We start from the raw sequence: 21,346 nt of genomic DNA, 5'->3' as shown, positions 1-21,346 counted from the left end.
CCAAGATCAGCCGCCGAGTACAAATCGAGAAAACGCCAGAGAGTTTCGAGCATCCTCGTCCATTTTCGTTTCGTCTGCGCCGTCGGTGAGGTCGCGCCAGACCCTGATATCAGATCCGATCGTTCCACCGGTCTTTACGAACGGCTCCATGACCACAGCGCCGGTATAGTTGATCTCGCGAAGTGCCAGGCCGACCTCGTGCCAAGGAATTCTTCCTTTACCGGGCACTCGACGGTTGCTTTCACCCGTATGAAAATGTCCGAGCAGCGGGCCGGCGGTGCGGATCGCCTCGCCGAAGCTGTCCTCCTCGATGTTCATGTGGAAGGTATCGAGCATCACTTTAACATTCGGCTTCCCGACATCCCTCACGAATGCGACACCCTCTGCGGCGGTGTTGAGAACGTGGTTCTCGAAGCGGTTCAGGACTTCGATGCAGAGGTTAATTCCCAAGTTGGCGGCGAAATCCGCAATGCCATGAATACCCTCGACCCCGCGAGCCCGGTCGCCCTCCTTGTCGACTGGCTTCGAGTAGTCCACCGGCCAATAGGAATGCAGCGCGCCGCCGATCGTCTTGATGTCAAGCTTTGCGACGTTTGTAAGCGTTTGCTCGAAGAATGCCTTTCCCGCCTGGCGCACCGCAATGTCCGGTGATGAAAGGTTCTTGGATTTCGAAGGACCGATCCCGGCCGTGAGGACGATGTTATTGTCCGTTGCAGCCCGTCTGATTTCTGCCAGTTCGGCGTCGCTGTATTCATTGATATGGTGTGCAGCTACCTCGATGACGTCGAAGCCGAGTTTGGCTACCTTCTCGACGTAGGGGCCGAATTTTGCGCTCCACTCGTGTTCCCAGTAAGAGTAGTAAATTCCGTGTTTCATAGGGGTCTCCAATGTAGTAGATCCCGCCGAATTTCCCTGGCGGGGTTGGTAGTGGCGGACCGCAGCTACCTCCGGTCGACCTTCACTGATCAGTTGTTCTCGATGCGGAGGTCGGGCTCTGCGCTTCCCGCTACGATCGCAAGTCCGTTCGGCAGATCGTTCTCTTCGACCTTCCGTTTGATCTCCGTCGGATCGAGGCCGTAGCTCCGCCAGCGGTTCTGAAGTCTCTGCCGCAGGTGATCCTCGTCCACGTCGACGAATACGGTGAAGTCGAAAATCTCCTTCAACTTGTCCCAGGGCGACTGGCGCGCCAGCAGGTAGTTGCCTTCGCAGACAATGATGTTCGTCGACCGGGGAATTAGATTGCCGCCAGCCCGCGCGATCTCGATAGAGCGGTCGAATACCGGAACGGCAACGACGTCGTCCTCGTTGTCCTTCAAGCGCTTGAGCATATGACGCAGACCATGAGCATCGAAGGTGTCGATTGCCCCCTTGTAAGGCCGGCGCCCCATCTGCTCCAGGACGACATCGTCATAGTGGTATCCGTCCATCGGAAACAGGGCTGCGTTGAGGTGATGATCCTTGTTGATAATCTCGACGGCACGCTCCGCGAGCGTGGATTTACCTGAACCGGGTGCGCCCGCTACGGCTATCAGAACTCTCCGACCGTTGCTTTCGTTGAAGCGTTGCGCCGCGATCTTCGCGATCTCCCGCGCGTTTCGTTCAATCTTGCTCAAGGATTTCCTCCCATTGCCACTTCGCACTTTCCGCTACCAACGCCGTTGGGGGCGCTCACCGTTGCGAGGTCATGCCAGTTGGTATTGTGCGGCTTTGTTGAGCAGGAAAGAGAGGCCATTGCCCATGACTTCCTCCTCGTCACGCGCAACCGGCCGCCAGGTCGATATGTCGCCAGCCATCTCCGGCGGCATGCTGACGAAACTCTCCAGGGTAAGCGCGCCCTTGAAGCCGATCGCCGACAAAGCGGCGAAGATCGGATCCCAAGGCACGTTGCCTGCACCGGGGGTTCCTCGATCGCTTTCCGAAAGATGCATGTATTTGAGGTGATCGCGCGCGGCCAGGATGCCGTTTGCGGCCCCCTTCTCCTCGATGTTCATGTGGAACGTGTCGAGATGGACGAACACGTTGTCCACACCGATGCGTTCGACCAAAGCCACGGCTTGTTCTGCCGAGTTGACCAGATGGTTTTCGTACCTGTTCACGGCTTCAACGCCGAACTGGATGCCCTGGGATTTGGCATGCTTCGCGGCCGCCTCGAGCGCACGCGTGACGTTGTCGTACTCCGCCTGTGTCGGAGGAGCTCCAGTGCGTTCGTTGGTACCGCCGTAGGTGACGCCCGTAAGTGCCTCGGCGCCCATCTCGGCCGCCTTGTCTATCGCCACCTTCAGGTGCCGGATAGCGGCGTCCGGCCTTGCCGAGGCCCATGCCGCTTCCGGCAGTACGAGCGAGCATGCTGCACGCAGGCCATGTTTTTCCAAAAGGTCGCGAGTGTGCTTGGCATCGACCGACGGCGCGTCAGCGAGTGGAATTTCGATAAATTCCATCTTGTACTTTTTAGCACCGGCAATGGCCCGCTCCGCGCCTGCGCGGTCCCAGTTCATAGTCCACATGCTCGCGTGAATTCCGAAACCTTGCACGGTCATCCCTTCTTTCTGCGTGATGCGATGTAAGTTGAAACGATAGTTCTTGCGGCCATGACGACGATCATCAGCACGCCCCAGAGCGCCGTTGCCAGATGCTGGTTTGCACCCATCAGGTTCAGACCCGACGAAAGGAGCTGGAGCACGATGAGAGCGACAAAGACCGGCAATACGCGACCGAAACCGCCGAACGGGTCGATGCCGCCGAGAAACGCGGCGAGCACGGTGATCAGCAGATAGGACTCGCCGTGGCCGACGCGGACCGAGTTGAAGCGGGCGAGCATTATCACACCTGCGACGGCGCACATCAGACCCGACAGCGTGTAGACCAGCACCAGTATGCGACGCGTATTCAGGCCGGAGTATCGAGCCGCCTCGATGTTTGAACCGATCATCAGCAGGCCGAAGCCGAGCTTGAAGCGCGTCAGCAGAAGCTGCCAGATCCCGACGCAGGCTATGAAAATCAGGAGCGGAATAGGAAATCCGAAGAGCGACCCGTGTCCGATAGGAGCGATGAAGCTCGGAAACCCGGACACGTCGCCGCCTCGCGTGAGGAACTCGCCAAGCCCGCGCAAGAAGATCATCATCGACAGCGTGACAAGGATCGGGTGGGCCCGCGTGTAGGCAATGGCAGCGCCGGTCATGAGGCCTGCGGCGCCGCCGGTCGCCAGCGCAGCAAGGACGCCCAGCAGGAATGCCGTCGGCGAGGCATCTACGCCGCCGTACGATTGCATGACCCAGGCCGCGGCCAGTCCAGATAGGTTTGCGGTGAACGTCACCGAGAGGTTGATCCCGCCCGTCAAAAGTGGCAGCAGCATCGCAAGCGTCAGAAGTCCGAGTTCGGGAAGCTGGAATGCCACCGATCCGAAGGTTGCCGCCGAAATGAAGTTGTTGGCGGCCAGTCCGAAGATCACCATCACCGCTAAGAATGCGATCGCCGGGCCGGTCATATCCGCGCCGAAGGTGGCGTTGAACTTTTGAGCGATGGCTTTCATGAGTGCGAGCTCCCCCTTTTGGCGTTGCTTTTCGCGAGGAATGGCAGAAGCTTGTCGATGCGCGCGGAAGAGAGCGTGATGGCGATGAGGATGATTGCGCCGACGATCATCTTGAACGCGAAGGGCGACACGCCCATCAGGTTGAGCCCGTTCTGCGTGATCGAAACCATCAAGACCCCGAGGACGCAGCCAATAACGGATCCCTTACCACCACCCAGCCGCGCACCACCGAGAACCGTGGCGGCGAGGACGTCGAGTTCGCGACCATAAAGCGCATTCGGAACAACTTCCTCGGCGTAGTGAGCCTGCATCAGGCCGGCGATGCCAGCCATCAGGCCAAGCCATCCAAACGAGATGTAGTGCATTGCGCCGATGTTGATCCCGAAGCGACGTGCTCCTTCGGGATTGTCTCCGAAAGCGTAAAGCTGTCGGCCGATCGTCGTCCTCGAGATCATAAACCAGGTCGCAAAGCAGCAGAGGATCATCACCACCACCGGAAGTGTGAGTTCGACCCACGATCCATCGGCCATCTCGTGTTCAAAGAACACGACGCGCGTCGTCAGCCATTCCGGCAGATCGTAGATCGACACGCCCTTGGTGAAGAACATCAGCAGTCCGAAGAAGATGTTGAAGGTCGAGATCGTCGCTACGATCGAGATGATGTGAAGCCGGTAGACCAATGCGGCATTGATCAGCCCGAGGCCGGCCCCAACGGCCCCCGCGATGATGAAGCCTTCAGCCCAGTTGCCGCCACGCAGCGCGCCAAGCGCAAGCGCCGTGACGTATTGGACCACCGATGCGGCAACGGCGAAGGAGATGTCTATCCCGCCAGAAATCAAGACGACTAGAAGTCCGACGGCAAAGATGATGTTGACGGCCGAGACGTTCAGCACATCAAAAGCGTTCGAGATCGTAAGAAAACGGTCGGTGCCAAAAGACAGCCCGATGCAAAGCACGACCATGACCGCCAGAAGTGTGAATTCGGTTGTGTGTCCAAGGATAAGCCTACGCATAGACGGCAGACTCCAGTTCGCTGAGCGACAACTGTCGCGGATCATAGGTCGCGTGGATCTTGCCCTCGACCATGTGAATGATGCGGTCGGCATTGAAGTAGACCTCGGGCGGCTCGTCGGAGATCAGAATGATCGCCAGCCCCTGAGCCGCAAGCTTGCGCACAATGTCGAAGATGCCCGCTCGCGCGCCGACGTCGACGCCTACGGTTGGGGCGTCCAGGATGAGGATCTTCGGGCCGATCGCGAGCCACTTGGCGATTGCCACGCGTTGTTGGTTGCCGCCAGACAAAGTCCGGATGGGGTCGTCTGGCGTTCCAATCTTGACGCCGAGCGCCGAGATCCAATGGCTGACAACGCTCGCCTTCTTGGTTGGCGAGATCATCCCGCCGGACAGTAGCTTATCAAGCGATGCCATAACAAGGTTGTCGGCGATCGACTGTGGCTGATTGAGGCCAAGCGACAAGCGGTCTTCCGAAAGGTAGGCAACACCAGCACGAATGGCGTCTCGATTGGAACCGAACCTGACCCGCTCACCTTCGATGGTGACCTCGCCCGCCTGTGGACGGTGCATCCCAAAGAGCGTAAGAGCTAGCTCGGTGCGCCCTGCTCCGAGAAGGCCGGTGATCCCGAGCGTCTCTCCTCGGCGAAGATCGAACGAAATATCCTCGAACTCGCCGGCTCGCGTCAGTCCCCGCACGGAGAGCACGACCGCCTCGTTGTCGTGATCGGTAGCGATAACGGAACTGTCGAAGTTCCTGCCGGTCATCAGTTCGGTTACTCGTGACTGCGTCATCTCCTCGACTGGGAAGACACCAACGAGCGCCCCGTCGCGAAGCACGGTCATTCGGTCGGATATTTCGAGGACTTCCGCGAGACGGTGCGACACGAAGACCACCGCCACTCCTGAAGCGGAAAGGTTGCGGACGATGTCAATGAGATAGTCGGTTTCCGATTGGGTCAGCGACGCCGTCGGCTCATCCATGAAGACGAGCCGGGCTTCGCCCACAAGGGCGCGCGCTATCGCAACGATCTGGCGCTGCGCGATCGGCAACTCCTTGAGGGGGAGATGAATGTCGATGCTCACCCCAAGGCGGGCGAGTGCCTTTTCAGCCGCGTCCTCGATGGCACGCTTGTCGACAAGCCCATATTTGCCGTTGACTGCGTACTGGAAGCCTATGTTTTCGGCGACGCTCATTTCGCCGAATAGCGCCAAGTCTTGCCAGATCACCTGAATCCCGAGCGATTGCGCCAGAGTGGGTGTCATGGCCGAGATCGGGTTGCCGTCGAAATAGAATTCAGCACCGTCCTGTGGTTTGTAGACGCCGGTAATCACCTTGATGAGCGTGCTCTTGCCGCATCCGTTCTCGCCAGCGAGACAGTGGACTTCTCCGGGGTTGACCTCGAAGGACACACCCTTCAGCGCGCGTACGCCGCCAAAGGTGACCTTGATGTTCTTGAGTGAAAGCAGCGGTTCGACGCTCATGGAATATCCTCCTGTTCAACCGCTGCTTCAGCGGTCGGCCCCAGGTTTTACATTGTCCGTAAGAGGTCGCGGGGAATATGTCCCCGCGACCTCAGGGCGTGGGTCCCGGGAGGATTAAAGGCCCATGCCAACGAGCTTGTCGATGCTGTCCTTGTTGATGGCCAGCAGTTGGTCGACGATGATGGTGTTGCCCTCGGGATTGATCTTTCCAAGGCCCTCAATGTCGTCGCCAGCCTTCGGCGTCTCGCCCTTGGAAATTCGGTCGGCAAGCGTCACGAAGACCTCGCCAGCCTGCTTCGGGTTCCACATGAAGCCGCCCGTCAAAGCACCTGATTTGATGAGCTTTGCTCCCTGCCCTGGAGAGAACGGACCGATGACGAATACCTTTCCGTCCTTGCGGCGCTCTTCCACCGCGCGACCTGCGCCAATCGGCCCCTGCGAGCCGAATGCCAGGAAGCCCGTGAGATCGGCGTTGGCCGCCATAAGGTCGAGAGCGGTCGAGCGGCTTTTGTCGACGTCTTCGGCAACACCATAGCGGTCGCCCACCAGCTTCATGTCGGGATAGTTGGCCTTGATATAGGCGATCGCCGCGTCGGCCCAAGCGTTGTGCAGCGGAACGGTCAAGGAGCCGACGAACACCGCATAGGAGCCCTTGCCGCCCATCTTCTCGGCGAGGAGCTTGCCATGTGCTTCGCCGAAGCCCTTGGCCGAAGCGAGTTCAAAATCCCAGTCGGCACCGACCTGCTTGGGCGATTCATGCGTGATGACCTTGATGCCGGCCTCCTGCGCCTTCTTGAGAACCGGCTCCAGTACCTTCGCGTCATTCGGCACCACGCCGATATAATCAACCTTCTGCGCGATCAGATCTTCGATGGCGCGGACCTGGAGTGCCGGGTCTGCACTGGTCGGCCCAACCATAAAGCCTTCGACGCCGAGCTTGGCACTTTGTTCCTTGATCCCAGCTTCCATGGCATTGAACCACGGTATGCCGCCGATTTTAACGACGACGCCGATCTTCGGACCAGCGAAGGCGGTGGATGCCAGAAGTACGAGCGACAGACCAAGCGTCGCGGCGAGCATTTTTCTCATTGGATCTTTCCTCCTCCAATAGTGCTGACAAGCAAGATCCGTTCACAGGAACGGTAGCGCTCCCGCGTTGAACGTTTCGGCTCCGACCATCGGAACCTCCTCCCTGTCACCTCCTCTAAGTGACTTGCCATCGCGCACAATCGCTCTTGCAATTGAGCACCATCGATGGTGCAATAACATTAACACGGAACGGACTTTCGTCAAGAGGACCATTGATCTAGAGAAACGGAGCGGTGGAGGAGTCTGCGGATGACGGAAAAAGAGCAAAAGAAAGCAACAATTTACGATCTTTCGGTGATCTCGGGCGTAACCGCCTCGACGGTAGCCTCCGTCCTCAATGGCACGTGGCGGAAGCGGCGGATATCGGAAGAAACAGCCGAAAAGATCCTGTCGCTCGCAAAAGCGCATCGTTACACCGCCAATCGCCAGGCTCGGGCGTTGAGAAGTTCCCGCTCGGGACTGGCCGGACTGCTCTTGCCTGTTTACGACACCCGCTTCTTTTCCTCGATGGCTCAGACCTTCGAGGCGCAGGCACGCAAGCGCGGTTTACTGCCGGTGGTGGTCTCCGGCCGGCGCGATCCTGAGGAAGAACGGCGCACCGTAGAGTCGTTGATCGCGTATTCGATTGATTCGCTATTTATCGCAGGCGCCACTGATCCGGACGGCGTCCATCAGGTGTGCGCCCGTGCGGGATTGCCGCACGTGAATATCGACCTTCCCGGGAAGTACGCACCGTCGGTGATCTCGGACAACCGACGGGGTGCAGAAGCGCTGACCTCGGCAATTATCCGCCACGCTGAAGGAATGGGGCCACTCGGTGCTGAGGACGTATTCATGTTTGGCGGCCGCGACGACCATGCCAGCCGCGATCGCATCCTGGGCTTTCATGCGGTGAAGCGATCTATTTTTGGAGTGGATACCGAGGGCGATATCGAGACCACGGGATACTCGCCGGGCATGACACAGCTTGCCTTCGAGCGGTTCTTCGAACGCCATGGCAGGCTGCCGCGCTGCTTCTTCATTAACTCGTCCATAAATTTCGAGGGGTTGCTGCGCTTCATGAGCCGCCACGGCGGGGTAGCTTTCGAAGATATCGTGGTCGGATGTTTCGACTATGACCCGTTTGGTTCATTTTTGCCGTTTCCTGTCTATATGATCAGGCCGAACACAGCTGATATGCTCGAAAGAGGCTTCGAGCTTTTAGAAGAGCAGGACACGAACCCACAGCTCGTGATGATCGAGCCACAGTTGGTTCCGCCGCGAACTGCGTTGGAAGGGCCGCTCGACGCTTTGAAGGATCCGATTGCGGTACATGACCTCGCGCGTCGATGACGTGGTGAAACGTCTCGATCCGTGGGAGGTGGGAAATCGCCACGCTTTGCGGATGGGTGCCGCCTTCAAAGGCAACGTTTGGTGCGAAGCCGCCGTTCGAGAAAAGTATGCAACGGCCGTGGCTGGCTTGCGACAATTGCCGCCATGGGGCTAATGCACTGAGATGGACGACCTCGCTACCAGGCGATGCAACGTCTCGCACGGTGCCCATAACAGAAAGCATTTGAACAAACGAATACCGTAGCATGTGGTAAGACCTGTACGAATTGCGGTCGCAATAAGCTCTTTGTGGCGTCTTGTTGATCTCGCCGGCTAGTGTGCTGCAGCGAGATTTTCTGCACCAATTGAAACGGGAGGAGACTAAATTGCGTCGTTCAGGGTGGGCGATTTTCACTGTTCTCATCGCGATAGCCGTTACATGGGCCTCACTCGCATTGTGGTATCGCCTGCCCGTTTCGGAGTTGGCCAGAGGCTTTGCTGCGGGGCTATTCTCTCTTTTTGGGGTATTCACAATCACGACATTGTTTGGCCCGTGGCGTTTCAAAGCCATCTTCGCATTCACAGCGGCGATCGCAATTGTCCTGATCTGGTGGAATACGATCCAGCCTCTCAAGAATGCATCCTGGGCACCCGATGTCGCTCGACAGGTCACAGGCGAATTCAACGGCGACCTGCTGACACTGACAAATGTGCGGGATTTCGAGTGGCATGGCAGTACTGACTTCCTCGAGCGCTGGACGACGCGCACCTACGACATGAGCAAGCTTCGGACGATCGACCTGTTCATGTCCTATTGGGCCGGGCCAGAGATTGCCCACGTGATTTTCAGCTTTGGTTTTGAAGATGGCGAGCAGCTTGCGTGGTCGATCGAAGTCCGTCGCCGGGTTGGAGGTGCATTCTCGCCCGTCGCCGATTTGTTCAAAAGCAATCCCCTGGTGATCATCGCAGCAGACGAGCGGGATGTTGTGGGCGTCCGCTCGAACGTGCGTCGCGAAGATGTGCAAATCTACCGCCTGAAAGCATCCCCGGAACAGGCACGTGCGCTCCTGCGCGAGTATGTTGCCGACGCCAATGCCCTTGCCGCGACGCCGGCATTCTACAACTCGCTTACGAGCAATTGCACGACGACGGTCGTCAAGATGATGCGCGTGGTTGGAGGCACAGTTCCCTTCGACTGGCGTCTCATCGTCAATGGCTATCTACCGGACTACGCCTACGATCATGGGGCGTTGGATATGTCAGCGTCGCTCGCTGAACTTAGGGCCGCCGCTCATATTGACCAGCGGGCGCGGGTCGACGCATTGTCGCCGCGCTTCTCAAAGTCGATACGCGTCGGCGTACCTTCGCCACCGCCGGCCGATCCGCAATAAGCGAGAGACGTGCCATTGTTTCGATCGCGCCTTGAAGCTGCCGAAACCTCGAGAAGAGGAAGAGCTTCACGTCGCGGTGACGCAGGTTGGCCAGCGAGACAACACTCCTGGCTTGGGAAGAATGCGTGAGGCCGCGATCTCCCAAGTTACAGGCTGGCGGTCAGCGTTGGAAGGTAAGATGGATGGTTCCGCTTGGCGCCGTTTCAGCTTTGACTGCGTAGCCAGTCTCCAAGCCGCGCAGATCGTCCCATAAGCGGACGCCGCGACCGAGCAGGATCGGCGCAATTGCGACATGAAGGCGATCGACAAAACCTGCTCTCAGAAAGTCACGAACAACAGTCGGCCCACCGCCGATCCGCACATCCTTGCCGCGCGCCGCCGCATTAGCCTGCTGGAGCGCATCAACCGGAGTGGTATTGAGGAAATGGAAAGTGGTACCGCCAGCCATCTCTATGGAGGGGCGAGGCTTATGTGTGAGAACGAAGACCGGAACTCGGAAGGGCGGTTCCTCGCCCCACCAACCACACCAGTTCGGATCGTCGGGGAAGTTGTGGAGCCCGAACATGCCGGCGCCCATGATCTCGGCGCCCACGTTGGCGAAATATTCCTTCGCGTAGTCGTCATCGACGCCGATGGTCCCGGCTCCGCTGGTATCCTTGAGCACGCGCTCACGGAAAGCTCGCGTTGCCACATATGCGCCGACCAGGCGCGGCCAGTCCTCCCCGAACGGGACTTCTGGCGTTTGATCCGTCGTGGTCGCGAAACCATCGAGCGAGATCATGAGATCGACACGAACTGCCATGGGAGCTCTCCTTGCGAGTGGTTGCACCCTAGCCGCCCCAAGCCAGGGCATCGATACTAAGGCAGATGCCTTTATAATTGATCATTATACTAAGGCAAGTGCCTTATTGTCCTTGACCACCACTCCGATGCGTCATAACAATTCGCATGCCCTATCATTCGACCCCACTCGACCTTGCCTTTCATGCTCTCAGCGATCCGACGCGTCGCGCGGTTGTATCACGGCTGGCTGATGGCGAGGTGCCGGTCAGCGTTCTGGCCGAGCCATTCGACATGGCGCTGCCCTCCTTCGCCCAGCACCTCAAAGTACTGGAAGATTGCGGACTGATTGCCAGCGAGAAGCGCGGGCGCAGCCGCTGGTGCCGTTTGGTACAGGCGCGCTTCGACGAGGCGGCGGACTGGATGATAGCGGAGCGCAGGCGCTGGACCGAGCGGTTGGATCGTCTGGAGGTCTATCTGGACAAAGCGGGAGAGGATGATTGATGAAGACCATGGCAACCCTGTTTGACACCTGGTCGCTTGACCGGGAAATTGTGCTGGTGAAGCTGCTCAATCACTCGCGTGACAAGGTCTTTGCTGCCTGGATGGACCCCGCGGCGCTTGCCGAATGGTACGGTCCGGCCGGCCTTAGGATCGAGAGCCATGAGGCCGATATCCGTGAGGGTGGGCTCTGGCGGTTCGACATGGTGGGCGTGTTCGAGGACCAGGAGCAGCGCTTCCCGAATCTGATGCGCTTTCTGGAGATCGTGCCGAACGAGCGGATCGTGATGGACTATGGCACACCCGACCCGGACGATCCCGACCGTTTCCGCGTCACGGTGACTTTCGATGAGCAAGCCGACGGCAAAACAGTGCTGACCTTGCGCCAGCTCCACCCCAGCCCCGTACGGCGTCGGATCGTCATCGGTTTTGGCGCAGTCGAATACGGACTGCAAACCCTCGATGGCCTGGCAGCCTGGCTCGACCGCTGAGCGTTTGGCCTATCAGCCCTAGATCGCCATTGACTTAGGCTGCTACAAGCTTTGCCCGGAGACAATGACCGCAATGGGCCCGGAAGGAAATCGGCCAAGGAAGGCCTGTTTGACGGGAGATTCCTCACGTCAATCCTTTGCTAGTGCACGCGCATCTTGGCCGCGGTTACTGCTTCCAGAAACTTTGCACGCGCTACTTCGGCGTCGACGCGACCGGCAAGGGCGCCCCGGCAGGCATTTCGCGCCTGGAGGAAGGACACCGTTTCACAGTCCTCCCAGCTATCTTTCAGAAACAGGACGGCATCGAAGGCGCTCGATACGAATTCGCTGCCTCGCGAGCCCACTGAGATTTGAATGGGCTTCTCCCACTTGACGATTGACATGACGATCTCCCAACTGGCTCTAGCGACGGGCAAACGTGCAATTCGTGGAAGAGTTCCGTGACCCCTAGAGCGGTCACGAGATGCTGCCGCGAGCGCGCGGACAGTCGACTAGAAAGTGTCGCCGACCGCCCACGCCTCGTGTGCTACCCAGCCCCATCCAATGATCAGCAGATACTAACCTGTTCCCGGTCTTCTCCCTACGTGGTCCAGGTAGCAGTGGTTCAAAAGGAGAGAGAATCCTGCCTGTTGAATTGGTTAGGCTGTGGTTATCCTGTTGATAGGCGGTGGATCGTCTGCTGCCACCGGAAACTGCCCACGCGTCGGTTGTCGGGATGGCGCTGCGGGAGGAACGCCTTAGCGCGTGCCAGCTAGCAAGTTCTCGCGCCCGTCCAGAGTGAGTTCTGGCCCGTGAGCAGTCATCCGGCGTTGCCGCCTTTGCATTCAACTGTCGTCGTGTCTTGGTTGTTCGTCGCTAGAATGCCGCGTAGCTTCGCCAGAGAACATACAGACTGACGCAAAATATCACCCACCTGAAGACCTGCGCGAGGATGTTCCTGTAGTTCGCCAGTCGCGTGGCGGCAATCGTGCCGATGATACCGCCACCGATGCCACCTAGAATGAAATAGCCCGCAGTAAGCCAATCGACAAAGCCCGACGCGGCATAGTTCAGGGCCGTCGCCAATCCGAAGGTGCCGACCGCGAGCAGCGAGGTTCCAATCGCGTTTATGAGAGGCATTCCCGTTGCGACGAGGAGACCGGGCACAATAAGGAAACCGCCCCCTATTCCGAAAAGGCCGGAACATCCGCCGGCAAAAAGCGCAATCAGGCTTGTCTTTCCGTGTGTCCGTATCGTCAGCGACTGCTCGGTAACATCCGCTCGGTTCCTCGTCCCTCGCATCATGAAACTGACGAGCATCATCATGAGGCCAAACATGAAGAGCAAATTTTTGCCGTCGATGAGCTTCCCCAGACTGGAACCCATGTAGGCACCGAGACATCCGGCGATCGCAAAGATCAAGGCGCATCGCCACCAGACATGACCCTTCACCGCATGGCCGGCCAGATTGAGATAGGCATTGGCCGAAACAGCGAGAGCCCCTGTGCCAATCGCGGTGTGCACATCGCGCATTCCGACAACATACACCAGCAGCGGTGTGGCGAGGATTGATCCGCCTCCGCCAATCAAACCGAGAATACAGCCGATCAACGATCCTGAGCCGAGAGCAAGCATGAGTTGCGAGAGACTGCCATCCACGTTGTTACGCGCCCCACGCCGATCCCGACAATGCATCGAGGGGAATTTTTAGATAACGACGGCCGTTCTCCTCGATCGGAGGCAGTTCCCCTCCCCGTATATTCACCTGCAGCGCGTGCAAGATAAGCTTTGGCATGGGCAGGATCCTGTCGCGGGCTTCCCGCAAGCCGATGAAGTCACGTCGCGATTGGCCTGCGACATGCGGGTTCTTCCTACGCTGCTCTGCAACCGAGCTTTCCCAAAGTGCCTGACGTCCTTGCGGCATGTAGTCATGGCCGGTGAAGAGGCGTGTCTCCTCCGGCAGGCTCAGGATATCCTGGATTGACTGCCACAGGCTGGCTGCGCTGCCGCCTGGAAAGTCAGCGCGGGCGGAGCCGCCATCGGGCATGAACAGTGTATCATGGATGAAGGCTGCGTCGCCCACGACGTAGGTGATCGACGCCAGGGTATGGCCGGGCGAATGCATGACGCGGACCTCGAGCTCGCCGATGTTGAATGTGTCACCATCACGAAAGAGCCGATCCCATTGCGAACCGTCGCATGCGAAATCATGCCAGTTGTAGATATCTTTCCAGATCTGCTGCACTGCCGTCACATGCTCCCCGATCGCCGTTGGCGCTCCGGTTTTTGCCTTGAGATAACTGGCTGCCGAGAAGTGATCCGCATGAGGATGAGTGTCCAAGATCCACTCAAGCTTCAGGTCGTTGTCCTCGATATAATCGAGGATGATGGTCGCATTTGTCGAAGCGGTCGTGCCGGACTTCTCGTCGAAATCCAGCACCGGGTCGATGATGGCGCAGTTTCGCGTTTTGGGGCACGAGACGACATACTGGATACTGCCAGTGCGCGGGTCGTAAAATCCGGCGACCTCAGGTTTTTGCATGGGGGCTGCCCTCCGGTGCTGCTCCACGCGCAAAGAAGATCGCCCGGCTCGGATCGACGTCGTAATCCTTTTCGAAGGTCGTCGCGTCAGTTGCGATTGTTGCCACTGAATCGAGAATGAACTGCACCTTCTCGTCCGGTAGCAGCACACTAAAGTTCAGCCGGACAAAGCCGGGCTTCTTTAGTTCGTCTCCCGAGAGAATGGCCTGTCTGATCTCCTCGGACTGCTGTTCATCGATCGACAGCAGTCGGTGGACATAAGGCCCTGCACAAGCGCAGCCACCGCGCGCCTGGATTCCGAAGCGGTCACTGAGCATTCGCGTCACCAGTTGCTGGTGGACGTAGCCGCCCTTCCCGTTTCTCACTCTGAAGGAGAAAATCGGCAGCCGATCGGCATTGGACAGACCGAGCAACTCCAGTTGCGGGACGTCCTTCCAGGCTTGGAGTGCACGTCGTGCAAGCTCGCGATTGCGTATCGTCATCGCATCAGCCCCGATCGCATCCTTGACGATGAATGCGAGGGCCGCACGGATATCACCGACCACATTCGGTGTACCGGCTTCTTCGCGCGATTCGAGACTGTCGCTATAATCATGCGTCTGCGGCGAGACGAACTTCACCGTGCCACCACCCGGCCAGGTCGGTTTCTTCGTCGAAAGCCCGTCGCGCCGAAGGATCAGGATTCCGGAGGCACCTGGGCCACCGATGAACTTGTGCGGCGAAACAACGATCGCGTCGATTTCCGCATCGGCGGCAGGTGACATGGAAATCGGCACATAGGGACCGGCCCCCGCATAGTCCCAAATCATCTTTGCGCCAGCAGCCTTGACCATCGCAGTAATCGCCGCGACGTCGCTGGTGATGCCGGTGATGTTTGAGGCAGCGGACAGCGCGCACACCACCAAATCGGCGTTACCGTGCTTGAGCGCATCTGTCAGCAGCGACAGGTCAGGTCCGCCCGATGGACTCTCGGCTATCTCGACAACCTCGGCACCACTTTCCCGCCAGGGCAGGATGTTCGAGTGATGCTCGTAAGGGCCGACAACAATGCGAACGTGCTTACCAGCCGAAACCGCCTCGGCAATGCCATAGAGCTTGACGAGGCGATTGATGCCAGACGTCGCGCCTGAGCCCGTGAAAATTACTGCATGTTGTTCACTCGCCCCACAGAATTCCCCGATCATCGCGCGTGCTTCCCGGCGCATACGGGTCATGAACCCTCCGCAGTAGGAAGCCTCCGTGTGACTGTTGGCATAGTAGGGAAGGATGTCTTCCAGGATGAAACGCTCGATTTGGTGGAGCGCGCGACCGGATGCAACGTAGTCTGCATAGACCAGTTCCTTCGCCCCGTACGGCCCGTCGATCGTCGCATGCGATCCGACCAGCCCTTCCCGGAGGTTGTCCACGAGGCCGTTGCGTTTCAAACTTCGGCGAAATCTGGAAATTGGGGATTCAGTCTGTCGTGCCGCAGGTTGTGCAAAGTCCACGATCGTTCTCCTTCGCCTCGGGGCGTTGACACCGATCGTATCCTCCTTCAGGCTCAAAAAAGTCACCTAATTTTCGCTAATTTCTGTAAAAGACGTATCATATGAACGAAGAAGCTACAAAAATTGACGATTTTGATATGAAGATACTGAGTGCGATGCAGCACGATGCCAATCTCTCGCAGCGCGATCTCGCGGAGAAGATCGGCTTGTCTCAAAATGCCTGCTGGCGGCGACTGCAACGTCTTCATTCCATCGGCCTGATCAAAGGCGCACACTGCGATATCGATCTCCAGGCGCTGGGGTTAGACCTCACCGTTTTCGTGATGATCCGGACGCGCCACCATTCGAAGGAATGGAGCGAAGGATTCCGCGCGCATGTCGAGGGCCTGCCGGAGGTAATCGACTTTTATCGGATCGGCGGGGATTGGGACTATCTGATCAAGGTCATCACCAAAGGCATGTCCGGCTACGACGCATTTTATCAGAAACTGATCACGAACTTCGACCTTGCAACGGTGACAGGCTTCTTTTCCATGGAAGCGATCATCAACAATCGGCCGGTCGAGTTGAGAAAACTGACCTCCAAGGCCCCGGGATCCACCCCGCCGAAAGTGACCCCGACGCGTGACCGCCTCTAGTGCCTCGGCAACGGACTGACTTCTTCCGCCGGTGTTGCTTTCGCACCGCAAACATCCCCGTGGAGGAAGAAAACGATCAACATTTTCGACCGCAAAAGGACCTCCATTTTGCGGGGCAAGGCAGCGACGCAGGCTCACCCTGCTTCTCCTTCGACGCCGACCGCCTTGCAGAAAGCGGCAGGAAGGTGCCGCCCAACCTCCCCGCCCGTCCCGGGTCTCGCCAAACTCACTCGCACACCCTGGGCTGTCTCGCCCGCCGCGGGTAGGGACAAGGCGTTGCCAGAACGGCGGCGTCCGCCAGCCGTCGGTTGGACGTCCGGCGGTGAGCGAAGTTGAAACGGCACCGAAGGAGAGCCTATTCAGGCGAAGCGATTACCCCTTCGATTCGACGAGGATCACCAGAGACTCCGGCACCACCCCGTCGAAGGCCATCGCATCAGCGGCGGCCTTGCTCTGCATCGCCGCCTGCAAGCCATCCATATCCGCAACGTCCATCATCAACGCCACGCGAGTCGGATCCTGAGGATCAACAAACGTTCGGATGTTGGTAACCCCGAGCGGACCAAAAAACTCCTCCCGCTTTGGTGAGGTGAGCCAGTGTTTCGCGCCCTTTGTGATGTTGTGATAGCCAATAATCGTCGGCATGGCATCCTCCCTGCGACGACGACGGCGGCCGGATCAAGGGCCGCGGTCCATCGCGCAAAGCTACTGTGCCCTGTTTTTGCTGGGTTGTGAATTGGTGGCGGTGGGATGACGGAGTTCCACGTCGCAGAGTTCGTTATGAAAGCCACCCGCAGGATCAGTCGTCTGGTGGCGAATGAAATCCAGATGGCAGGAAGGATCCAGCCGAGGGGACTTCGATATCGTTCCGAGACGAAGCGGATGGTCGGCGAACGCTGAACGCGGCGGCTATCGCCCTGAATCCGATCGGGCGATAGGCAGGATCGTCGCCCGGTTCGCCAAGGTCCTTCGATTTCGGATCTTTCAACGCACTGTCCTCCGGACCCCGCAACGACAAGGTCAGATAATACCAGCCTTCCTCTATGCCCGCCACGGAAGAGGCTGCTGTCCGATGCCTTAGTGTCTCCATTGGACAGACCAACCCGCCACGGTAACCTTGACGACGCGCTGACCGACCCAATTCTCTTCGCGAAGAGAGTGGAGGTGCCCCGATCTTCCGAAGGCAACGCAGACCGTTTCCGGCTTTGTCAGGAGCACATGGAAGCTGCGTTTTCGGCCCTGTTCGACGCCGCGATCCAATCTCGAAGAGGTGACCGCCGTGTTCGTCAAGTTGGCTGACAATCATAAGCAGGCCCTTCTTGCCAACCGCGGTCTGGCGCGCCAACTTTTCGGCTTTGAACAAAGCGCAAGAGGTCGAAACCTGGTGCCGGATCGCCCCTTCAACTATTGCTTCTTGCTGCCAGAGATTTGCTTCTAGCCGCCAGCCATCTTGCTGGTGCTGTCTCGACTATCCATTTGTCGATGCAACGGTGGGGAAGCGCCTGCCGACCTTCCGACCTCCTAAGGAGGAAAGTAGATGATTAGTCTAGCGTCGAGCCGCGTATACCGCAAAAGCCGAGTTACATGGTTACGTCGATCTTTGCTCCTCTCGGATATATGCCGCTCCCCGGGCCTGTCGGAACAGCAATTGCATGGTCTCTAATATAATTTGCGGTTGGGAGGCTGGGTGTAATGAACTGGCACAAATCCGATAGTTTCGCTCCACTGATCCTCGTGTTCCATGGTCAACAAAAATACAGGCAGATCCGTTCGCTTCGGCAAATGGCTGAAGTTCTTATTGCCGCCTGGCCCTCCTTTGACGGTGAGGAATACCTGACGGCTGCGAAAATTTGCCTGGATGCGCACCTTGGCACCTGCTCGGTGAACGAGGCACGGATCGCGTTGATTCGTGCTGCCGCAGAAGCAAATATACCGGTCATCACCGTCGTGCCAACAATCTGCGACGAGCAGTCTTCAGTTGTGGAAGGCGGCGTTTCGTTAGTGAAAGGGGTTCATTCCGCATAAGATTAAACCACGATCGGCTTTGCCCCGACGGTACGCTCCGTTGCTCCGTGCACGCTATCCCTCCACGCAATAAATCGCCGGACAACGCCATAAGCCTACGGAATCTTCCGGTAAATCCAAAGCTGGGCCGGAGGAATATTTCGTACCATGAACGCCAAATGGCGCACCTCGTGGCCGGCGGGAAGTGCCACGACCGGAGACAATAGGCCGTAGGTTATTTGAACAACCGGTCTCCCGACGGGAACGCGTTCCAACAGATCGAGGACGAGTGCCAGCCTCCGATCCACAGGCAGGTGCAAAAGCGGGATGGCGGAGATGACGCAATCAAACTTGGCGGCTCGTTTCTCACCCAGCGTTAGGTCGAGTGCAAAAGCGTCGCCGCATCGAATATCGACCTGTGGGAAAAGACTTCGCAGATGCTGACAGAACTCTGGCGAGTACTCGATGGAGGTAAGGTTTTGTGGTGCGATGCCGCGTGCCAGAATTGCTTTGGTAATCACGCCTGTGCCTGGACCGAGTTCAAGTACGGGTAGCCCAGAACCGAGATGCACAACGCTAGCCATCTTTCTAGCTGTCACGGTGGAGGTCGGCGCAATTGCACCGACAGAAGTTCGATCACGTTTCCAGCCCTTTAAGAAAGCAATTTCATCCCTGAACTTAAGTCCGACACGCTTCCGCATACTCATTCAACTGTCCCTTCATTCGTTACGAAGCCTCATCACGAGCCGTCAGCTGCGAGGCCAAAATGCGCTTGTGAAAATCTTTAGGAGGCGCCGGACACGAGCTGTGGCACCGAGAGGGGCTTCGCGTTGTCGTCAAGAATTTCGAACCGGTAACGATTGTCTTCGTCGCACGATACCGAGTAGGTCAGCCTGTCGACGACGTTGTTTTCGGCGTCAAAGGTAAGAACCTTGGGCTTAAGTTCCGTGATCTTGTGCTCGGCGAGATAGATCGAATTGCAGATGATAATCTGGTCCCCGGGCTGGCATGTGCGGGCGGCGGCACCGTTTAGGACACAGCATCTGGATCCGCGCACACCTAAAATGACGTATGTGGAGATGCGGGCGCCGGAGTTCTTGTTCCAGATTTCCACAAACTCCATCGGAAGGATCCCGGCCTCTTCGCAGTGAGCGGGGTCGAGTGTGATCGATCCGTGGTAATTGAGATTTGCCTCAGTCACATGGATCCCATGGAGCTTCCCGGCCACCAATTTTCGCATTTTGCCCCTTCGCTATCGGTCTTGCCCGCTCCGACCGCTGTCGGCTGTCCGGCACTGTAAAGCAGCCGTCGGAAATTGGAGGCTCGCGTCAGAGACTCAAGAAATAACTTCCAACCAGCTAATTAAGTGGGTGCTATCGGATTGGAGGCGTCGTTAACAGGCCAGAATATGTCGTTTGGGTACGGTTAGGCAATTATTGCGCATGCCAACGACGCCTAGTCGGCGGGCGCCAGTTTGCTTGCCGCTCAGCAACTCGAAACACTTTCCGTTCGCGCGAGCGTTGATCGTTGATCGTTGACCTCGCCTCACGCCCTCATCGAGACATGTGCAAGCCCCTGCGTAACTGGGCCGCCACTATTGATCCACCTGTCGCAAATTCAGGGAAGGCCAAGGAAGCCATCCAGAGGGCTCTTGAAGGATTTGTTCTTCGAGGTCTCGAAGGATGAACGCACCCGACCACCATGAGGCTCGGGTGCCCTCCCTCAGCAAGCCAAGGCGCGCTTTGCTAGATGCTCTGGGGCGGTGCGAAGAAGCAGTTGAGGTAATCTTCGTTAGGGTGAAGACAGACATGAAACTCCCCGTCTCCCGAAGGTAACTCGTCGCCGTAGGGCACGAAAAACATGTGTGGTCGTTTGGCGAGGAAGTGGTCGCCCGGATGCAGGATAATTGAGAAGCCACCGCGCATCTTTCGAACGCGTTCGCGCGGAATAGCATCGCAGTCGCCACCCTGGCCACGCCCCCTGCAGCAAGCTGGAGGGTAGGTCCAGCCGGATTCGGCGTCGTGCGCGTCGGAAGAAATACTCGACATTGCACCGATGAGGATGGTTGCAGCTATCATTGTGAACGACGACGCGGTCATCTGACCCTCCCCCCGATCGTTCAGAACATCGCATTTTACGCCCAAGATGGAGAACGAACAATTCCCGTACCCTGTGTGCAAGAGTTTTGGGATCCGGTTGGACGAGCCGGGGGTAAAAGCCTGTTCCACCCCGACTAGAGGTTTTCGCCACCCTCTAAGCTGTCGACGAACCGAGAAAGGGCTTCCGGCAGCATCTGCCCGTTCGCGGTGGAGAGCGGGGGGTATTCCAGCATGAGTTCCGGTCCGAGTGGGGCGATTCCGAACGCAGGCTCTGTGACGCGAGCGGAGTATTAGCTGCGTGTGATCGCAACTACCCTCTCCTGCCTGCTGTGAGCCGTGATCCACCGCTCCGCCGCATCCCGATGTCGAAACGATGCAAGCTCCAACCGAACTCTCGACCTAGCGGCTGCTTTTGACAGACCAGATTGCAATACCCATCAAAGCAAGTCCGGACATTTGAACGAGTGAAAGCGAATGGCCATAGATTTTCCAATCGATCACAAAAGCCGTCATGGGATATACAAACTGCAGTGCGGCAGTTCGACCGGTGCTTAGGCGAGCAAACCCGGCAAACATTACGACATAGGCAAGACCCGTATGGATCGCACCCAGCCCTGCTAGCCAGGCAATTGTGTCCAAATGGCTCGGCCACCCGTGTAGAACTGGCCACCAAAATGTAAGGACAGCGCCAACTAGTAGCGCGTTTTCGTGGTTCGAATCATATCAAGCAGCCTCGGCGAGCTTATATGACCATGTGTGGATGACGGGATGACGATTGATGTCGTCGATACCGGCCATAATGCGTTCCTTGAGCTCGTGTTTTGAGGTCACCCGGATGTGGCGCAGGACGGAGCGGGCGAACTTGGAGAAGAAGCCCTCGATCAGGTTGAGCCAGGAGCCGTGTTTGGGCGTGAAGGTAAATTCGAAGCGGCCTGCCGGTCGTTTATCGAGCCAGGCTCTGGTTTCTTTCGAGATGTGTGCGGAATGATTGTCGAGGATCAACTTGATGG

At 58.0% G+C, this 21,346-nt stretch carries 23 protein-coding genes and 1 pseudogene; 6 read left to right on the top strand and 18 right to left on the bottom strand.

The genetic code is table 11. The annotated features are described in order from the left end of the window. Positions 1 to 6 precede the first annotated feature (6 nt). From RHIBUN_RS0128815 to RHIBUN_RS0128785, 7 genes are all read right to left on the bottom strand, one after another. On the bottom strand, positions 7 to 876 hold the full coding sequence (locus tag RHIBUN_RS0128815) for a sugar phosphate isomerase/epimerase family protein (protein ID WP_025662260.1): 870 nt from the start codon (positions 874 to 876) through the stop codon (positions 7 to 9). An 89-nt stretch (positions 877 to 965) separates the two neighbouring features. Further along, positions 966 to 1,613, bottom strand: a complete 648-nt coding sequence (locus tag RHIBUN_RS0128810) for a nucleoside/nucleotide kinase family protein (protein ID WP_025662259.1) — start codon at positions 1,611 to 1,613, stop codon at positions 966 to 968. Positions 1,614 to 1,682: 69 nt separating this feature from the next. Beyond that, complete coding sequence (locus tag RHIBUN_RS0128805) at positions 1,683 to 2,531, bottom strand: sugar phosphate isomerase/epimerase (protein WP_025662258.1); 849 nt, start codon at positions 2,529 to 2,531, stop codon at positions 1,683 to 1,685. A gap of 2 nt (positions 2,532 to 2,533) precedes the next feature. Continuing rightward, positions 2,534 to 3,529: an ABC transporter permease gene (locus RHIBUN_RS0128800; RefSeq protein WP_025662257.1), complete on the bottom strand. Its 996-nt coding sequence runs from the start codon at positions 3,527 to 3,529 to the stop codon at positions 2,534 to 2,536. Next, positions 3,526 to 4,542 (bottom strand): ABC transporter permease, encoded by a 1,017-nt coding sequence (locus tag RHIBUN_RS0128795; protein ID WP_025662256.1) that lies wholly within the window; start codon positions 4,540 to 4,542, stop codon positions 3,526 to 3,528. Before RHIBUN_RS0128795 ends, RHIBUN_RS0128800 begins: the two co-directional genes overlap by 4 nt. After that, a complete protein-coding gene (locus RHIBUN_RS0128790) occupies positions 4,535 to 6,025 on the bottom strand; it encodes a sugar ABC transporter ATP-binding protein (protein ID WP_025662255.1) in 1,491 nt (496 codons plus the stop codon). Before RHIBUN_RS0128790 ends, RHIBUN_RS0128795 begins: the two co-directional genes overlap by 8 nt. A gap of 114 nt (positions 6,026 to 6,139) precedes the next feature. Continuing rightward, on the bottom strand, positions 6,140 to 7,114 hold the full coding sequence (locus RHIBUN_RS0128785; RefSeq protein WP_025662254.1) for an autoinducer 2 ABC transporter substrate-binding protein: 975 nt from the start codon (positions 7,112 to 7,114) through the stop codon (positions 6,140 to 6,142). A gap of 249 nt (positions 7,115 to 7,363) precedes the next feature. On the opposite strand from RHIBUN_RS0128785, the gene RHIBUN_RS0128780 reads away from it, so the two are divergent. Further along, positions 7,364 to 8,446 carry a LacI family DNA-binding transcriptional regulator gene (locus RHIBUN_RS0128780; protein ID WP_025662253.1) on the top strand — a complete coding sequence of 361 codons (1,083 nt, stop codon included), beginning with the start codon at positions 7,364 to 7,366 and terminating at the stop codon, positions 8,444 to 8,446. Positions 8,447 to 8,811: 365 nt separating this feature from the next. Then, a complete protein-coding gene (locus RHIBUN_RS0128770) occupies positions 8,812 to 9,816 on the top strand; it encodes a DUF4105 domain-containing protein (protein ID WP_025662252.1) in 1,005 nt (334 codons plus the stop codon). A 160-nt stretch (positions 9,817 to 9,976) separates the two neighbouring features. Here RHIBUN_RS0128770 and RHIBUN_RS0128765 read toward each other — a convergent pair whose 3' ends face one another. Next, the gene (locus tag RHIBUN_RS0128765) at positions 9,977 to 10,618 is read right to left on the bottom strand and encodes a dihydrofolate reductase family protein (protein ID WP_025662251.1); all 642 of its coding nucleotides are present in this window, start codon (positions 10,616 to 10,618) and stop codon (positions 9,977 to 9,979) included. A 146-nt stretch (positions 10,619 to 10,764) separates the two neighbouring features. Between RHIBUN_RS0128765 and RHIBUN_RS0128760 the strand changes: the two genes are divergently transcribed. Continuing rightward, on the top strand, positions 10,765 to 11,100 hold the full coding sequence (locus RHIBUN_RS0128760) for a metalloregulator ArsR/SmtB family transcription factor (RefSeq protein ID WP_025662250.1): 336 nt from the start codon (positions 10,765 to 10,767) through the stop codon (positions 11,098 to 11,100). Beyond that, on the top strand, positions 11,100 to 11,588 hold the full coding sequence (locus RHIBUN_RS0128755) for an SRPBCC family protein (protein ID WP_025662249.1): 489 nt from the start codon (positions 11,100 to 11,102) through the stop codon (positions 11,586 to 11,588). The genes RHIBUN_RS0128760 and RHIBUN_RS0128755 overlap by 1 nt, the downstream gene beginning before the upstream one ends. 140 nt (positions 11,589 to 11,728) lie before the next feature. Here RHIBUN_RS0128755 and RHIBUN_RS0128750 read toward each other — a convergent pair whose 3' ends face one another. The 4 genes from RHIBUN_RS0128750 to RHIBUN_RS0128735 form a co-directional block, all read right to left on the bottom strand. After that, complete coding sequence (locus tag RHIBUN_RS0128750) at positions 11,729 to 11,971, bottom strand: DUF982 domain-containing protein (RefSeq protein ID WP_025662248.1); 243 nt, start codon at positions 11,969 to 11,971, stop codon at positions 11,729 to 11,731. Between the two features lie 472 nt (positions 11,972 to 12,443). Then, complete coding sequence (locus tag RHIBUN_RS0128745) at positions 12,444 to 13,262, bottom strand: sulfite exporter TauE/SafE family protein (RefSeq protein ID WP_051420123.1); 819 nt, start codon at positions 13,260 to 13,262, stop codon at positions 12,444 to 12,446. Then, positions 13,231 to 14,109, bottom strand: coding sequence for an MBL fold metallo-hydrolase (locus RHIBUN_RS0128740; protein WP_025662246.1), 879 nt, complete (start codon positions 14,107 to 14,109; stop codon positions 13,231 to 13,233). The genes RHIBUN_RS0128745 and RHIBUN_RS0128740 overlap by 32 nt, the downstream gene beginning before the upstream one ends. Continuing rightward, a complete protein-coding gene (locus tag RHIBUN_RS0128735; protein ID WP_025662245.1) occupies positions 14,096 to 15,595 on the bottom strand; it encodes an aminotransferase class V-fold PLP-dependent enzyme in 1,500 nt (499 codons plus the stop codon). Before RHIBUN_RS0128735 ends, RHIBUN_RS0128740 begins: the two co-directional genes overlap by 14 nt. 101 nt (positions 15,596 to 15,696) lie before the next feature. Between RHIBUN_RS0128735 and RHIBUN_RS0128730 the strand changes: the two genes are divergently transcribed. Then, complete coding sequence (locus RHIBUN_RS0128730; protein ID WP_025662244.1) at positions 15,697 to 16,233, top strand: Lrp/AsnC family transcriptional regulator; 537 nt, start codon at positions 15,697 to 15,699, stop codon at positions 16,231 to 16,233. A gap of 372 nt (positions 16,234 to 16,605) precedes the next feature. Here the strand turns inward: RHIBUN_RS0128730 and RHIBUN_RS0128725 are convergent, their stop codons facing one another. Beyond that, positions 16,606 to 16,878, bottom strand: coding sequence for a hypothetical protein (locus RHIBUN_RS0128725; protein ID WP_018855691.1), 273 nt, complete (start codon positions 16,876 to 16,878; stop codon positions 16,606 to 16,608). 1,047 nt (positions 16,879 to 17,925) lie between these two features. On the opposite strand from RHIBUN_RS0128725, the gene RHIBUN_RS0128710 reads away from it, so the two are divergent. Next, positions 17,926 to 18,258: a DUF982 domain-containing protein gene (locus tag RHIBUN_RS0128710; RefSeq protein ID WP_025662243.1), complete on the top strand. Its 333-nt coding sequence runs from the start codon at positions 17,926 to 17,928 to the stop codon at positions 18,256 to 18,258. 95 nt (positions 18,259 to 18,353) lie between these two features. Here RHIBUN_RS0128710 and pmtA read toward each other — a convergent pair whose 3' ends face one another. The 5 genes and pseudogenes from pmtA to RHIBUN_RS34225 all read right to left on the bottom strand — a co-directional run. Next, complete coding sequence (pmtA, locus tag RHIBUN_RS0128705; RefSeq protein ID WP_025662242.1) at positions 18,354 to 18,944, bottom strand: phospholipid N-methyltransferase PmtA; 591 nt, start codon at positions 18,942 to 18,944, stop codon at positions 18,354 to 18,356. Between the two features lie 77 nt (positions 18,945 to 19,021). Next, a complete protein-coding gene (panD, locus tag RHIBUN_RS0128700) occupies positions 19,022 to 19,477 on the bottom strand; it encodes an aspartate 1-decarboxylase (RefSeq protein ID WP_025662241.1) in 456 nt (151 codons plus the stop codon). 505 nt (positions 19,478 to 19,982) lie between these two features. Further along, positions 19,983 to 20,336: a hypothetical protein gene (locus tag RHIBUN_RS0128695; protein WP_051420122.1), complete on the bottom strand. Its 354-nt coding sequence runs from the start codon at positions 20,334 to 20,336 to the stop codon at positions 19,983 to 19,985. A 399-nt stretch (positions 20,337 to 20,735) separates the two neighbouring features. After that, a pseudogene (locus RHIBUN_RS0128690) lies at positions 20,736 to 21,020 on the bottom strand (EamA family transporter); the annotation flags it as partial. Between the two features lie 39 nt (positions 21,021 to 21,059). After that, positions 21,060 to 21,346: transposase (locus RHIBUN_RS34225; protein ID WP_037217711.1), on the bottom strand; the 287-nt coding region annotated here is incomplete at its 5' end.

It is taken from the genome of Rhizobium sp. IBUN (assembly GCF_000510625.1).
GTDB lineage: Bacteria > Pseudomonadota > Alphaproteobacteria > Rhizobiales > Rhizobiaceae > Rhizobium > Rhizobium altiplani.
This window is presented reverse-complemented; position numbering and strand designations above follow the sequence as displayed.